General features: G+C 40.9%; 19 protein-coding genes. 15 read left to right on the forward strand and 4 right to left on the reverse strand.

Annotated features, from left to right (window positions below):
• The first annotated feature begins 427 nt into the window (after window positions 1-427).
• Window positions 428-1162, forward strand: a complete 735-nt coding sequence (locus ACN6NB_RS08305; RefSeq protein ID WP_039178760.1) for a poly-gamma-glutamate hydrolase family protein — start codon at window positions 428-430, stop codon at window positions 1160-1162.
• A gap of 76 nt (window positions 1163-1238) precedes the next feature.
• The gene (locus tag ACN6NB_RS08310; protein ID WP_039178763.1) at window positions 1239-1688 is read left to right on the forward strand and encodes an OsmC family protein; all 450 of its coding nucleotides are present in this window, start codon (window positions 1239-1241) and stop codon (window positions 1686-1688) included.
• A 46-nt stretch (window positions 1689-1734) separates the two neighbouring features.
• Here the strand turns inward: ACN6NB_RS08310 and erbB are convergent, their stop codons facing one another.
• The 3 genes from erbB to ACN6NB_RS08325 form a co-directional block, all read right to left on the reverse strand.
• Window positions 1735-2103, reverse strand: coding sequence for an SMR family multidrug efflux transporter EbrB (gene erbB / locus ACN6NB_RS08315; RefSeq protein WP_039178767.1), 369 nt, complete (start codon window positions 2101-2103; stop codon window positions 1735-1737).
• Window positions 2104-2118: 15 nt separating this feature from the next.
• Window positions 2119-2436 (reverse strand): SMR family multidrug efflux transporter EbrA, encoded by a 318-nt coding sequence (erbA, locus tag ACN6NB_RS08320; RefSeq protein ID WP_039178769.1) that lies wholly within the window; start codon window positions 2434-2436, stop codon window positions 2119-2121.
• A 309-nt stretch (window positions 2437-2745) separates the two neighbouring features.
• On the reverse strand, window positions 2746-2997 hold the full coding sequence (locus ACN6NB_RS08325) for a spore coat protein (RefSeq protein ID WP_129193063.1): 252 nt from the start codon (window positions 2995-2997) through the stop codon (window positions 2746-2748).
• Window positions 2998-3101: 104 nt separating this feature from the next.
• On the opposite strand from ACN6NB_RS08325, the gene ACN6NB_RS08330 reads away from it, so the two are divergent.
• From ACN6NB_RS08330 to ACN6NB_RS08370, 9 genes are all read left to right on the forward strand, one after another.
• Complete coding sequence (locus ACN6NB_RS08330) at window positions 3102-3503, forward strand: YmaF family protein (RefSeq protein ID WP_039178775.1); 402 nt, start codon at window positions 3102-3104, stop codon at window positions 3501-3503.
• A gap of 70 nt (window positions 3504-3573) precedes the next feature.
• Window positions 3574-4530, forward strand: coding sequence for a tRNA (adenosine(37)-N6)-dimethylallyltransferase MiaA (miaA, locus tag ACN6NB_RS08335; RefSeq protein ID WP_039183114.1), 957 nt, complete (start codon window positions 3574-3576; stop codon window positions 4528-4530).
• A gap of 25 nt (window positions 4531-4555) precedes the next feature.
• Window positions 4556-4777, forward strand: a complete 222-nt coding sequence (gene hfq / locus ACN6NB_RS08340) for an RNA chaperone Hfq (protein WP_024424088.1) — start codon at window positions 4556-4558, stop codon at window positions 4775-4777.
• 195 nt (window positions 4778-4972) lie between these two features.
• Entirely contained in the window at window positions 4973-5257 is a 285-nt protein-coding gene (locus tag ACN6NB_RS08345) for a YmzC family protein (RefSeq protein WP_260982285.1), read from the forward strand.
• 79 nt (window positions 5258-5336) lie between these two features.
• Window positions 5337-5549 (forward strand): hypothetical protein, encoded by a 213-nt coding sequence (locus ACN6NB_RS08350; protein ID WP_003212415.1) that lies wholly within the window; start codon window positions 5337-5339, stop codon window positions 5547-5549.
• A gap of 265 nt (window positions 5550-5814) precedes the next feature.
• Window positions 5815-6207 carry a class Ib ribonucleoside-diphosphate reductase assembly flavoprotein NrdI gene (nrdI, locus tag ACN6NB_RS08355; RefSeq protein WP_008360380.1) on the forward strand — a complete coding sequence of 131 codons (393 nt, stop codon included), beginning with the start codon at window positions 5815-5817 and terminating at the stop codon, window positions 6205-6207.
• Window positions 6167-8269: a class 1b ribonucleoside-diphosphate reductase subunit alpha gene (nrdE, locus tag ACN6NB_RS08360; RefSeq protein ID WP_144491244.1), complete on the forward strand. Its 2103-nt coding sequence runs from the start codon at window positions 6167-6169 to the stop codon at window positions 8267-8269. The genes nrdI and nrdE overlap by 41 nt, the downstream gene beginning before the upstream one ends.
• Window positions 8270-8286: 17 nt before the next feature.
• Window positions 8287-9267 carry a class 1b ribonucleoside-diphosphate reductase subunit beta gene (gene nrdF / locus ACN6NB_RS08365; RefSeq protein WP_024424085.1) on the forward strand — a complete coding sequence of 327 codons (981 nt, stop codon included), beginning with the start codon at window positions 8287-8289 and terminating at the stop codon, window positions 9265-9267.
• A gap of 84 nt (window positions 9268-9351) precedes the next feature.
• Window positions 9352-9969 carry a hypothetical protein gene (locus ACN6NB_RS08370; protein WP_058837640.1) on the forward strand — a complete coding sequence of 206 codons (618 nt, stop codon included), beginning with the start codon at window positions 9352-9354 and terminating at the stop codon, window positions 9967-9969.
• A gap of 67 nt (window positions 9970-10036) precedes the next feature.
• Here ACN6NB_RS08370 and ACN6NB_RS08375 read toward each other — a convergent pair whose 3' ends face one another.
• Window positions 10037-10795, reverse strand: coding sequence for an N-acetylmuramoyl-L-alanine amidase (locus ACN6NB_RS08375; protein ID WP_039178790.1), 759 nt, complete (start codon window positions 10793-10795; stop codon window positions 10037-10039).
• Between the two features lie 320 nt (window positions 10796-11115).
• Between ACN6NB_RS08375 and spoVK the strand changes: the two genes are divergently transcribed.
• The 4 genes from spoVK to ACN6NB_RS08395 all read left to right on the forward strand — a co-directional run bounded on the left by spoVK (window position 11116) and on the right by ACN6NB_RS08395 (window position 15256).
• Window positions 11116-12075 (forward strand): stage V sporulation protein K, encoded by a 960-nt coding sequence (gene spoVK, locus ACN6NB_RS08380; protein ID WP_024424083.1) that lies wholly within the window; start codon window positions 11116-11118, stop codon window positions 12073-12075.
• A gap of 121 nt (window positions 12076-12196) precedes the next feature.
• The gene (gene hflX / locus ACN6NB_RS08385) at window positions 12197-13468 is read left to right on the forward strand and encodes a GTPase HflX (protein ID WP_041084763.1); all 1272 of its coding nucleotides are present in this window, start codon (window positions 12197-12199) and stop codon (window positions 13466-13468) included.
• 6 nt (window positions 13469-13474) lie between these two features.
• Window positions 13475-14755, forward strand: a complete 1281-nt coding sequence (locus tag ACN6NB_RS08390; protein WP_247544161.1) for a methionine gamma-lyase family protein — start codon at window positions 13475-13477, stop codon at window positions 14753-14755.
• Window positions 14756-14845: 90 nt separating this feature from the next.
• The gene (locus tag ACN6NB_RS08395; RefSeq protein WP_039178801.1) at window positions 14846-15256 is read left to right on the forward strand and encodes a MerR family transcriptional regulator; all 411 of its coding nucleotides are present in this window, start codon (window positions 14846-14848) and stop codon (window positions 15254-15256) included.
• The last annotated feature ends 41 nt before the right edge of the window (window positions 15257-15297 follow it).

Raw genomic sequence — 15297 nt, forward strand, 5'->3', positions numbered from 1 at the left:
AAAAGGTGGAAATCATGTAGAATCTGCCGATGATAGGTGGGAGAGTTCTTCTAAGAGAACCAGCGAATCAAAGGATTTTGCAGAAAAAGGAGTGGTGTAGACAGGGTCAATGCTCATATAAATGTGATGCGTGACAGATGGAAAAAATCAAATCCTTATCAAAAAAAGCCGAATTAAAGAAAACAGACTGGATAGGACTAGGTCATATTAAACATAACGTCATTTCTTTGTCATACTATTCTAACTCTGTTTTCAAAGAGGAGAGGCGTTTCTGTGTATATAAATGCAATTATCTTATTTTTGAGGAATCTCATGATCTAGAGTGTTATGATCAAACGTGAAGAGAAAATGTGGAAAAAATGATAAGAAATGATGATTCAATATAAATCATAGAAACGGCTTAGAAATCTGTTAAAGGAGAACGGGAATGAAGAAGTTTTTTGCTTTGCTTCTCCTGCTTGCGATCGGATGGGGCGTTTATTATACCATGCAAGCACAGGAACATGATGAGCCAGTGTCATCAGGTGGGGAAGACGAAAGCGGTTCAAATGATATTTATCGAAATTTTAAAGAACTGGAAGAAAACGAATCAACAAGCAGCTACAACATTACAGCCAACCCAGTGCCCGGCAGCCGCCTTCTTGTGATGTCACCTCATGGCGGGAGGATTGAAGGCGGCGTGAGCGAGATTGTCCATTTTTTTGACAACGATTTTTCGACGTATTTATTTGAAGGTCTAAGAGAGAATGCATCAGAACTTCATATTACAAGTACAAACTTTGATGAGCCAATCGGCGTCGCGCAGGCAAAAGCACATGATTACGTGTTAGCAGTGCATGGATACAAAGGCGAGGAAGGAATTGACCATACTCTCGTCGGCGGAACAGATTACGACCGTGCAGAGAAAATTGTGAGCTCATTAGAGCGGAACGGGTTTTCTGCTGAACTAGCTGTCGCACACGCAACCCTGAGCGGGACAAGCAATCATAATATTAATAATCTTACTAAAACAGGGCAAAGTGTGCAGCTTGAGATTAGCAGAAGTCAGCGTGAAGCTTTATTTGACAGTTTCGACTTTCGGAGGCGGTCTAGTACAAAAAACGAGACGTTCTATCGTTATGTCAGGGCAATTCGCACAGTGCTTGATGAAGAATATACATAAGGGCCGTGCACATGTTAAGACAAGCAGGGGAATTCTTGTTACACTATGAACAGTGATAACAAAAGGAGAGACGGATATGACGCGTCATCATTTTCATCTTCAGGCAAGCTGGCCTGGTCTGCGTAACGATGTGGGTACAATCGCATGTGAACAATTAAAAACAAAGATTTCGATTCCAAAGGAAATGGACGGTCCAGGTATTGGAACCAATCCAGATGAGATGCTCTTAGGTGCAGCGGCTACGTGTTATATCATTACACTTGCAGCCATGATGGAGCGGAGTCAATTAGAGAAAGAGGATCTATCGATGAGCTCTGAAGCTGTCGTAGATGTGACAAATGGTGTGTTTACTTATGAGGAAATCATTCATCGACCTGTCATCATCCTCAAAGAGACCGCTTCCGCACAAGATATTGAGCTGGCCCGAAAGCTTGCGCATAAAGCCGAAAGCTCATGTATGATCTCAAGAGCTGTTCAGGGTAATGTGAACATTTCCTTAGAAGAAACTATTCAAGCCGGTCGTTAAAACAAAAAAGTCATTTTCTCTTGAAATATGGAGAAAATGACTTTTTTTATGACGTCCATTCGGTTTGATCGAGTTGTGCTTCGGTTTCGTTCTTTTGCTTCTTGGACTGATTTAAGACAATCACGCCGCAGATAACAAGTGCAAGGCCAATGAAGCCTTTCGTGCTGATTGTTTCGTTAAACAGGACAAGTCCTACAAGAGCAGTGAGAGCTGTTCCAACACCAGACCATGTTGCATAGGCAGATGAGAGCTCAATGGTTTTAAGTGCTAAACTGAGGAAAGTAAAGGCGCATCCAAATCCGATCAGTACCCCGATACTCGGCAGCAGCTGCGAAAAGCCTTGAGAAAGCTTCAGCATTGTACTGCCAAAAACCTCCGTTAAAATGGCTCCTGTTAAGTAGAGCATTCCTTTCATGCTCTCTCACATCCTTTATGACATATTTAATAGTACGACCCCTGAGACAAGCATCGCCATCCCAATGACTGCTTTTTGGTTCAAGGTTTCTTTGAAAAAGAGCACGCCAAAAATAGCCGTGAGGACCGTACCAACCCCAGACCATGTTGCATAAGACATGCTAAGCGGAATAATGTTCAGTGTCAATGACAGCATATAAAAAGCAAGTGAATAGCCAGCCACAACGACAGCGCTTGGCTTCCAGCGTGTAAAACCATTAGATAATTTTAACATCGCGGCGCCAATGGCTTCAGAAAAAATGGCCACTGCCAAAAAAAGATATCCGAGGATCATCATCATCCCTCCTCTAATAGGTGTAAAATCCGATGAAGTAAAAGGGTTTTTATCCTCTCTTTTCAGCGGTTCAAGCTGAAATATTTCTGAAAACCAGCATGCTCTGCCATCTGATGAAGGGTGAGCTAGCTTAACCCTTCTTTTAAAATCGTGCTGGCAGCTGCATCAAAAATTTGCTCTTTTTTGGTTTTAGACATAAAAAAAACACCTACTTTACTGAACAGTCGGTAAAGTAAATGTTAACCCATGAAAAAAGAATGTGTCAATCGATTCATTTTATGAACGGATGTTTTCACTTAAACGTCATATTTAATACCAAGGGTATGGTCCGTACGGCGGGTAAGGAGGCGGGTAAGGGTATCCATAACCATATCCTGGCGCAAGCAGAGATCCAGCAAGCAAGCCTCCAGCAAAACCACCTAAAAATGGAGGTCCAAAGAATCCAGGTCTCCCAAATCCAAATCCGGGTCTCCCAAACCCAAAACCAGGACGTCCAAATCCGAAACCAAAAGGTCTTCTCATGTCTTCTTGAATAAACGGAGGTACGTCAAAATAATTCATAATAAAAGGCTCCTTTCTCATAAAATCACTGTAACTGACATCAGTGTATTCCAGTTGCCTACATATGTTTGGGTGAACGCCTAATATAAGGAGGAATGTTAGAAATGGGCCTGTATCCATCTGATTGGGCAAAGTGTCCGCCGCATGCTCATGCGTATAAAGCACGTACGGATGTAACAGAGGGGCATTATCATTTAATAGAAGGTATTTCTCAGCCTGTGAATGGAAGCAGTACCGACCGGCATACTCATTTTTATCGCGGGATCACCTCCTTTGAAAGAGGGCATTTCCACAGGTATTACGGTATCACAGGTCCTGCAATTCCTAGAGTGGATGGAACACATTATCACGAGATTGAGGAAGTCACCTATCCTGCCTACCTCGATTCTGTTCCCATCCCATATGGAGGTGTCGTCTATAGTCCAGATGAGAATCAGCCAACACATAAGCATCGTTTAAAAGGAAAAACATATGAAGTGGTCGGAAATGAACCGCTTGGCTGGTGATGGCCAGGATATAGGAGAGTAAGAAAAGTTATGCTATACTGTAGGCAGTTTTGTAAAAGAGAGTGATGTTATGAATAAAGCGAAGCAGCCAGTAATCGTATTAGTAGGGCCGACGGCTGTCGGCAAAACCAAATTGAGCATTGATATAGCCAAAGCATTTAATGGAGAGATTATCAGCGGGGATTCTATGCAGATTTATAAAGGGATGGATATCGGAACAGCTAAAATCACTCCCGAAGAAATGAATGGCATCCCGCACCATTTAATTGATATTAAACAGCCGGACGAATCTTTTTCGACAGCTGAATTTCAGCAGCTGGTTCGTTCGAAAATCAAAGAGATTGCCGCTAGAGGGAAAACGCCAATGATTGTCGGCGGAACAGGCCTCTATATCCAATCTGTTTTATATGATTACACATTTACGGATGAGAAAAGTGATCCTGTTTTTAGAGAAGAAATGGCGCTGTTTGAACAGCAGCACGGCGCGATTTTGCTGCACGAAAAGCTAAAGGCAGTAGATCCTGATGCGGCAAATGCTATTCATCCGAATAACGTCCGCCGCGTGATTCGGGCGCTGGAAGTGATCCATACAACAGGTCAGAAAATGTCGGAAATGCAAAACGGGCATCAAGAAGTTCCTCTTTATGATACAGCCTTCATTGGGCTGAAAATGGATCGAGAGCTTTTGTACGAGCGCATTCATCAAAGAATTGATATGATGATAGATGAGGGCTTAATTGAAGAAGTGAGAGCACTTTATCAATCAGGCTTGAAGGATTGTCAGTCTGTTCAAGCCATTGGTTATAAAGAGCTGTATACCTATTTTCAAGGTGACTGCTCACTTGATGAAGCCATCCAGCAATTAAAGCAAAATTCCCGTAGATATGCGAAGCGTCAGTTCACGTGGTTCCGTAATAAAATGGCGGTCACTTGGTTTGATATGACACCACCTTGCCACTTTTCAGACAAAAAAGAGGAAATTTTCGCATATATAGCAGGAAAGCTTGGACTTAAAGCGAAACTGTAGTTATCAGAATCAAGGAGGACGAAACATGAAACCGATTAATATTCAGGAGCAGTTTTTGAATCAGATCCGCAAAGACAATACATTTGTCACAGTATTCTTACTGAATGGCTTTCAGCTTCGCGGTCAAGTGAAGGGATTTGACAATTTCACGGTGCTGCTTGAAACAGAAGGAAAGCAGCAGCTTATTTATAAACACGCCATTTCTACATTTGCACCTCAAAAGAATGTAAATCTGGAATTAGAATAGGATAGGTTGTATTGAATAGCCCCATGCCTCTGCGAATAAACCGGCCGAACCCGCTACGTTTTTTGTCAGTGCAGAGGGGCTATTTTGTATGCAATGAAACTTTTCTGCCAATTTTCCGTATAATTCCTTATTGGATATTAGAAGGGTGAGGGGATTCATATGGAAAATGCAGAGCTTGAATTAAGAAGGATTTGAGTGATCCTCCTTTTGATTGGAATTGTAGTCTTGTTTGGATCGTGTGCTATCTCAAACATTGAAACGAGACAAGAAAGTTGGAATAACCATTCTCATGAAAATGCAGATGGAGTTTTACCATCATCTGCTGCACTAAAAAATAATCACTTTGCTGTTGTGAAAGATGATCAAGTACATGTGTACCGATTTGATGAAAAAGAGGGAAAACTGACTCTCGTTACAACGAAATACATAGATGAATGGGATGAAGAAGAATATGATGATGGTCTTGATGATGAAGAGTAAGCACGTAAATTTACAAATGAATGTGAAGCCGCTACACTATAATCATGCATCAGACATCTAGACAGAAAAGGATGAGTTCATGACACATAAAATTAAAATTAATCATTGGGAACAAACTTGTGAAGACGATTCCTGTTTCGAATATGGAACAAGTGTTTCTGTAAATGGGAAAGAATTAGTGAGAGAAGCTTCAATCGTCTCTGCGCTTGAAGCGGTGCTAAAAGAATTAGGTGTTGAAGTGGAAATTACAGAAGTGTCAGAAGATTTACAGTGCGATGCCTACAAAAAATAAAACAAAAAGTCTAGTCTACTAAGCGATTTTTTTTCGTGTTATGATAGATTGCGGTTTCAGTTGAATAGGGAGTAGAGCAGTCTATTTTTAGATCCTGTTCTGCTCTATTTATTTGAACGTACGAGTTCGGCTATGAAGGTTCGGCCGGGTTGGTTGATTTTTTTCGTTTCGAACATCTATATGTTGTGTTTTGAAAAAACATAGTATACTATATATAGTGAATAGCGAAATGATCAACAATACTAAAAACTAGGTCGTGATGGAATTGATTCAAATCGTATTTGATTCAAAAACAGGAAATGTTCAACGCTTTTTGGACAAGACCCCTTTTACAGACAAACGAAAATTGACTGGAGAAGAGTTTTTGGATACGCCGTTTATTCTCGTCACCTTTACGACAGGATTTGGACAAGTCCCTAGTACCACTCAGTCCTTTTTAGAAAAAAATGCTCACCTTTTACTAGGTGTTGCGGTGAGTGGCAACAAAGTGTGGGGAGATAATTTTGCAAAAAGCGCCGATACGATTTCTAAACAATATCAAGTTCCTATTTTGCACACCTTTGAACTAAGCGGAACAAAAAGGGATGTTGAATTGTTTACACAGGAGGTAGAAAGAATTGTCACAAAATCAGGTTCCAAAGTGGATACAATTAAATAACGAAATTATGATTCAAAAAGAAGGAAAGTTTCAGTTCGATAAGGACAAAGAAGCTGTACATAGTTATTTCGTAGATTACATTAATCAAAACACGGTCTTTTTTCACAATCTAGAAGAGAAGATTGATTACTTAATAGAAAACGACTACTATGAGGAAGAATTTTTAAGACAATACAGCATGGCAGATATTAAAGAAGTCTTTGAAGCTGCATATGCCAAAAAATTTAGATTCCCATCATTTATGAGTGCATTTAAGTTTTACAATGACTATGCACTGAAAACAAATGATAAAAAGAAAATCCTTGAACGCTATGAAGACCGCATTTCAGTTGTAGCACTTTTCTTTGCGGGTGGGGATAAAGAAAAAGCACTTGAGTTTGTAGAACTGATGATCAATCAAGAGTACCAGCCAAGTACACCAACCTTCTTGAACGCTGGACGTAAAAGACGCGGTGAGCTTGTGAGCTGCTTCTTGCTTGAAGTGAATGACTCACTAAACGATATTTCAAGAGCGATTGATATTTCAATGCAGCTGTCAAAACTAGGCGGCGGCGTCAGTTTGAACCTGTCAAAACTTCGTGCAAAAGGCGAAGCAATCAAAGATGTAGAAAACGCGACAAAAGGTGTCGTCGGCGTGATGAAGCTTCTTGATAATGCATTCAGATATGCAGATCAAATGGGGCAAAGACAAGGATCAGGCAGTGCCTACCTGAATATTTTCCACAGAGATATCAATGATTTCTTAGATACGAAAAAAATCTCTGCAGATGAAGATGTTCGCGTGAAGACTCTGTCCATTGGAGTCGTCATCCCGGATAAATTTATCGAGCTTGCTAGAGAAGATAAAACAGCTTACACTTTCTATCCGCACACAGTCTATAAAGAATATGGACAGCATCTTGATGAGATGGACATGGAAGAAATGTATGACGAGCTTGTAGAAAACCCGAAAGTTAAAAAAGAAAAAGTCAATCCGAGAAAGCTTCTTGAAAAATTGGCTGTTCTACGCTCAGAATCAGGCTATCCATATATCATGTTCCAAGATAATGTAAACAGAGAGCATGCTTTGAACCATATTTCACGAGTGAAATTCTCAAACCTTTGCTCAGAAGTGCTTCAGGCTTCAGAGGTTTCTTCTTACACGGACTATGATCAAGAAGATGAAATCGGTCTTGATATTTCTTGCAACCTTGGTTCATTAAATATCATGAATGTCATGAAAAACAAATCGATCGAAAAAACGGTTAAGCTTGCAACAGACTCACTAACGCTTGTGTCTGAAACAACAGACATTCGCAATGCACCGGCTGTTCGAAAAGCGAACAAAGCGATGAAGTCAATCGGACTTGGTGCGATGAACCTTCATGGGTATTTAGCTCAAAACCAAATTGCCTATGAAAGTGAAGAAGCAAGAGATTTCGCAAATACGTTCTTTATGATGGTGAACTATTATTCAATTAAACGCTCAAGTGAGCTTGCGAAAGAAAAAGGAGAAACATTCCATCGTTATGAAGGCTCTGGCTATGCAACTGGTGAGTACTTCAATAAATACGTGGAAAATGATTTCACACCAAAAACAGAAAAAGCATCAGCACTATTTGAAGGCATGCACATTCCAACAAAAGAAGACTGGGCAGCACTCAAAGAATTTGTAGCGGAAAATGGCATGTATCACAGCTATCGTTTATGTATTGCACCAACAGGTTCCATTTCTTATGTTCAATCGGCAACAGCCTCTGTGATGCCAATTATGGAACGTATCGAAGAAAGAACATACGGCAACAGCAAAACCTATTACCCAATGCCAGGTCTATCAGCGCAAAACTGGTTCTTCTATAAAGAAGCGTACGATATGGACATGTTTAAAGTGGTCGATATGATCGCAACAATTCAGCAGCACGTCGATCAAGGAATCAGCTTTACACTATTCCTGAAAGATACGATGACAACGCGTGATTTAAACCGCATCGATCTTTATGCACACCATAAAGGCATTAAGACACTTTATTATGCAAGAACGAAGGATACAGGGCAGGAAGGCTGTCTTTCTTGTGTTGTTTGATTAAAGGAGAGTTTAACGTGACAAAAATTTATGATGCAGCCAACTGGTCAAAACACGAAGACGATTTTACACAAATGTTTTACAACCAAAATGTGAAGCAGTTCTGGCTTCCAGAAGAGATTTCCTTAAACGGAGATCTCTTAACATGGAAATATTTAGGTGAAAAAGAGCGAGATACGTACATGAAGGTACTTGCTGGATTGACTTTACTTGATACAGAACAAGGAAATACAGGGATGCCGATTGTGGCTGAACATGTGGACGGCCATCAGCGTAAAGCTGTACTCAACTTTATGGCAATGATGGAAAATGCGGTACATGCGAAATCATACTCCAATATCTTCATGACACTCGCACCAACTGAAACGATCAGTGAAGTGTTTGAATGGGTCAAAAAGAATAAATTCTTGCAAAAGAAAGCAGATATGATTGTCAGTTTATACCGTTCGATTCAAAAGGACGATCCTATTTCTCTCTTTAAAGCAATGGTGGCTTCTGTTTATTTAGAAAGCTTCCTGTTTTATAGTGGTTTTTACTACCCGCTATATTTCTATGGGCAAGGAAAGCTCATGCAAAGCGGTGAAATCATCAACTTAATTTTGCGTGATGAAGCGATTCATGGTGTGTACGTTGGATTATTAGCACAAGAAATTTACAACAAACAAACACCTGATGTGCAAAAAGAGCTGTATGATTTCTCAATTGACCTCTTGAACGAGCTTTATGAAAATGAACTTCATTACACTGAAGATATTTATGACCAAGTCAATTTATCGCATGATGTGAAAAAGTTCATTCGTTACAATGCCAATAAAGCGTTAATGAACCTTGGATTTGCCCCTTATTTTGAAGAAGAAGAGATTAACCCTATTGTATTGAACGGACTCAATACAAAAACAAAGTCGCATGACTTCTTCTCAATGAAAGGGAACGGCTACAAAAAAGCAACAGTTGAGCCGTTAAAAGATGACGACTTCTTCTTTGGAGATGAATCATAAGGAAAGCGTAAAAGTCAAAACGCATCACTCGTTTTGGCTTTTTGCCATTTCTAACAATGTGTTACATACTGGAGGTTACCGAACATGGGAAAAATGGACGAAATCATTTTAGTTGCACCGCGTACGCGCGTGTTCCAAAATGAAACACTTGCGTTTAATGGTGTGAACAGTGAAGAGAAAACAATCAGCACCATTATGAAAGAAATCGAAGAGCACTTCGAGCAGATGCGAAGAGGCGATGCAGAAGAAAATCCTGACTTCAAGCAGCCGATTCCTTATGTTGTGATTAAGCGTGAGGACGAAGTATATGTATACGAAAGACTTCAAGGCGGAGGAGAGACTCGCTTACATCATAAGTTATCTCTTGGCTTTGGGGGGCATATGAATTTCGTTGAAGGGAAAAACTTTGCTGAGATTCTAAAAGAAAATACGGATCGTGAGCTGGACGAAGAACTTTCAATTCAAGAAGAAGACAAACTTGAAATGAAAACCCTTGGATTAATCAATGACGATGACAACAGTGTCGGCCGTGTGCACATTGGACTGTTATCAGCGCTTGAACTATCTCCAGGTGCTCATGTAGAAGTAAAAGAAACAGATCAAATCTCAGGAAAATGGATGAAAACAGCCGATTTGAAAAAGCCTGAATACTTCGATCGTCTTGAAACATGGTCTCAATTTGTCGTCAACATCTTAGCGTAAATAAATACACAACAAACCGGCTCAGCAGAAGACTTGAGCCGGTTTGTTTCGTTACAACAGCTTCGGATTATTGGAAAACGAATGCGTCATGACCGGCCTGCTTCAATCTTGCGACGAGGTCATCTGCATTTTGCTTTGTACGGAAAGCCCCGGCCTGTACTCGGAACATACCTCCGTCTAATACAACAAATGCGTCAAAGCCTTTGGATTTAAGTGTGGCTGCTAATTCATCTGCATTGGCTTTCACTTTGAAAGCTCCTGCCTGCACTTTATAAAGATTACTTGCTTTTTTTTTCAATTGAAAGGCTTCTTCTAGACCAGTCGCATGAGCGCGAGCGATGCCTTGAAGGAAGGTTGCGTTGCGGAGCTTATTAGCATCGGCTGTCGTATCAATAAAACCATTCTCTGTTAAAATAGCGGGCATAGAAGTTTCTCGAAGAACGTGGAAGTTCGCAGTTTTCTTGCCGCGGTTAGCAAAATCAACTGAGCGGACAATTTCATCATGAAGGGCGTTGCGATACGTGGTGGTCGGTGCTGAAACGCCAGGATACACATAGCTTTCAAACCCTGTGCCCCCGCCAGCATTAATATGAATAGATACGAAATAGTTAGCTCCCCAGCTGTTTGCTGCATTCGTACGCTGGGACAAAGTGACGGATTGGTCAGTTGAACGACTTAAGCGGACAGAAACCCCATCATATTCACTAATCAAAATGTCTCTCAGTAAAAGCGCGATTTGAAGTGTTATATTTTTCTCCAAAAGTCCATTAGCACTAGCTCCAGAATCTGTTCCTCCGTGGCCAGGATCAATAAAAATTTTCACCATCTATTCATCACCTCGTCTTTATTTTATGAGAAAATAGAAGAATTGCCTGTACAAAATGCGGAAATCATTGAGACTCTTTTCTGCATCATTTGTGATCAAAAAGCTACATTTTTCTAAGAAAAAACAAATTGTTGGTTTGTCCGCCCAAACGGGATGAATACAATGGAAATAGCACATCATTTCCTGGGAAACCGCACAAATCCCTACAATATTCGGTATCTCGGGTCATTTTGACAGCAAACTTGGGCTTAAGCGGGCGATTGTCACGATTACAGCTCCACCCGAATAGAATAAAGAGAGAAGAGCGAGAGGTGAATACGTTGGAGCGAGCTGTCACATATAAAAACAACGGCCAAATCAATATTATACTTAACGGACAAAAGCAAGTATTGGTTGATGCAGACTCAGAGGCAGAATACCTAGAAGCCTTGCAGAAAAATGAGGCAAAACACAGCATCTTACGGGAAATAGAGCGTGAAATGAACAGCCTTGTCGGTATGGATGAAATGAAACGAAACATAAAAGAGATTTATGCTTGGATTTTTGTTAATCAAAAACGGCAGGAACAAGGGTTGAAGGTAGGGAAACAAGCGCTTCATATGATGTTCAAAGGAAATCCTGGCACAGGGAAAACCACAGTTGCAAGACTTGTCGGGAAGCTTTTCTTTGAAATGAATGTGCTCTCAAAGGGTCACTTAATCGAAGCGGAACGCGGTGATCTTGTTGGAGAGTACATTGGTCATACAGCGCAAAAAACAAGGGATTTAATTAAAAAATCACTAGGCGGTATTTTGTTCATTGACGAAGCCTATTCTCTTGCACGCGGAGGAGAAAAGGATTTTGGAAAAGAGGCGATTGATACCCTTGTAAAACATATGGAGGACAAACAGCACGAATTCATTCTAATTTTAGCTGGCTACTCCAAGGAAATGGATCATTTTCTTTCTTTAAACCCCGGTCTGCAATCAAGATTTCCAATCAACATCAGCTTTCCTGATTATACAGTCGATCAACTCATGGATATTGCTAAACGAATGATGGCAGACAGAGAATATGTATTTACACAAGAAGCCGAATGGAAGCTGCGGGATTATTTAATGCACATTAAAAGTACCACGAGCCCGGCAAAGTTCAGCAATGGCCGGTTTGTACGAAACACCATTGAAAAGGCCATACGAACCCAGGCGATGAGACTGCTTCTTGTGGATCATTATGATAAAAAAGATTTGCTGACCATTAAAAGTCACGATCTTCAAATGAAAGAGGATACGCCTTCTTGAAATGGCGTATCCTTTTTATAAAGAGTCACTAAAATAAACCATCCGAATAGTGGTATACGTGTGATCTGTTTGGTATGATGGTACTACTGAAAACTTAAGTACAGAAAGGAAACAACTGACGTTGAATGAACATGAAATGACAGAAAAAGCGATCCTTGTCGGCTGTCAATTGCCGCATGTAACGGATGAACGCTTTCAATACTCAATGGAAGAATTAGCTTCCTTAACCAAAACGGCTGGCGGTGAAGCTGTCAGCGTGATGACGCAGAAGAGAAATAGACAAGACAGCGCAACATATATCGGTAAAGGGAAAGTAGAAGAACTTGAGGTGCTTTGCGAGGAACTCGAATGTGATGTCATTATTTTTAACGACGAGCTTTCTCCAAGCCAGCTAAAAGCTTTGGCGACTGCTTTAGATGTAAAAATTATTGATCGTACGCAATTGATTTTAGATATCTTTGCAAAAAGAGCCCGTACAAGAGAGGGGAAACTGCAAATAGAGCTTGCCCAGCTTCAGTATGCCCTGCCGAGACTAAGTGGACAAGGGATCAGCCTCTCAAGACAGGGAGGCGGAATTGGCGCAAGAGGTCCAGGTGAAACAAAACTTGAAACAGACAGACGCCATATTCGAAACCGCATTCACGAAATTAACGGGCAGTTATCTGCAGTCAAAGAACATCGAACAAGATACCGGGAACGCCGAAAGAAAAATGGTGTGTTCCAAATTGCCATTGTCGGGTATACGAATGCCGGAAAATCAACTTTGTTTAATCAATTAACAGAAGCAGATAGTCATGAAGAGGATCTGCTGTTTGCGACACTTGACCCAATGACACGTAAGATGACATTAGAATCTGGCTACAGTGTGCTCATTTCGGATACGGTTGGCTTTATCCAAGACCTTCCGACAACACTGATCGCCGCATTTCGTTCCACCCTTGAAGAAGTGAAGGAAGCCGACTATTTGCTTCATGTCATCGACTCTTCTAATGAGGATTATGAAGGACACGAACGAACGGTTCATGAGCTTTTAGAAGAATTAGAAGCGGACCGTATTCCAATGCTGACTGTTTATAATAAGGAAGATCAAATCAGACCAGATTTCATCCCATCTTCAAAGCATCGCCATATATTAATCAGTGCTAGACGCAAAGAAGATGTAAAAAGGTTAAAAGCGGATATTATGGCTGAGCTGAAAAAAGCCTTTTTAAAGCCATATCATGTGAAGATTCCAGCGTATGAAGGGAAGCTTATCTCCGCATTAAAATCAGAAACGCTTGTGGAATCACTAGAATTTCAAAAAGAAGCAGAGATTTACGACATCACCGGATATAGTGGTGAGGATCAGACCATCTTAGGTCAAATCAAGAAGTATATGTTGGAAAGGAATTAAATCAAGATGTTTCACACATTAAAACACGGCAGTATTTTAGAAAAAGCAGCAGCAGAAACAGAACTAGAGATTTTACACGTGCATCAGCAAATTGATCAAACGAGCGAACAAAATGAGTGGCGGGTGCTTGAAAGCTATCGCAAGCACAAAGTCAGTGACTCTCACTTTAATCCAACAACTGGATATGGCTACGATGATATGGGGAGAGACACGTTAGAAAAGATTTATGCGGATGTCTTCGGAGGAGAAAGCGGCCTTGTCCGTCCGCAGATCATTTCCGGCACACACGCGATTTCCATTGCTTTATTTGGTGTGCTGAGACCTGGCGATGAATTGATCTACATGACGGGAAAACCATACGACACGCTAGAAGAAATTGTCGGGATTCGCGGGAAAGAAGGGACAGGCTCATTAAAAGATTTCCAGATTGACTACAAAGCCATTGATTTGCTTCAAGATGGATCAGTCGATTACGACAAAGTAAAAGAGTCGATTTCTTCTAAAACAAAAGTGATCGGCATTCAGCGTTCAAAAGGCTATGCGTCGAGGCCATCCTTTACTATAGAAGAAATTGAGCAAATGATTTCATTTGTGAAAGAGATAAATGAAGAAATCATTGTGTTTGTAGATAACTGTTATGGTGAATTTACTGAATTACAAGAGCCGTGTCATGTCGGAGCTGATCTCATGGCCGGTTCACTTATTAAAAACCCAGGCGGAGGCCTTGCCAAAATAGGCGGCTACATCGTTGGAAAAGAAAAATGGGTCGAAGCTTGCTCTTATCGAATGACATCTCCGGGCATCGGCAGTGAAGCGGGTGCATCGCTGTATGCGCTCCAGGAAATGTATCAAGGCTTTTTCTTGGCGCCGCATGTTGTGGCTCAAAGCTTAAAAGGCGCAGTATTTACGGCTCGTTTTCTTGAGAAGCTCGGATTCCAAACAAATCCAGCATGGAATGCGAAAAGAACGGATTTGATTCAATCTGTCGAATTTGGAGATCCTAAAAAAATGATTGCGTTCTGTCAGGCAATCCAGTATGCATCTCCGATTAACAGTCACGTCACACCGCATGCAAGCTATATGCCGGGCTACGAGGATGATGTCATTATGGCAGCGGGCACATTTGTACAAGGTGCCAGTATCGAATTATCAGCCGATGGTCCGATCAGACCGCCTTATACTGCCTACGTGCAAGGTGGTCTCACGTATGCCCATGTGAAAAATGCGATTTGCAGTGCTGTCGATGCCTTATTGGATCAAGGTTTTATTGAAGTGCCTGCTCAATAAAAAAATCATGTTAATATTCCTAACATGGTGTTGACACATAATATAACATGACATATAATAAATTTAAGCAAAGAGGAGGAGACAGTTGAGATGAGTGATAACATTCGCCGCTCAATGCCTTTATTCCCAATTGGGATTGTCATGCAGCTAACAGAATTATCTGCAAGACAAATTCGCTATTATGAGGAAAATGGTTTAGTATTTCCAGCAAGAAGTGATGGAAACCGCCGATTATTTTCTTTTCATGATGTTGATAAATTACTAGAAATTAAAAACCTCATCGAACAAGGTGTAAACATGGCAGGAATCAAAAAGCTTTTTGCCAAAGCTGAGGCAGAAAATCCATCGTCTGATAAAAAGACGGAGGAAAAAACCACAGCTAAGCACAACTTGTCAGATGATGAACTCAGGAAGCTACTGAAGAAGGAACTCATTCAGGCTGGACGTTTCCAACAAGGGACGACCTTTAGGCAGGGGGATATGTCAAGGTTCTTCCGTTAACCAATTAGCAAAAGCATTGCTATACACATTTTACCTTTTGT

Source organism: Bacillus sp. 11B20, from assembly GCF_056098985.1.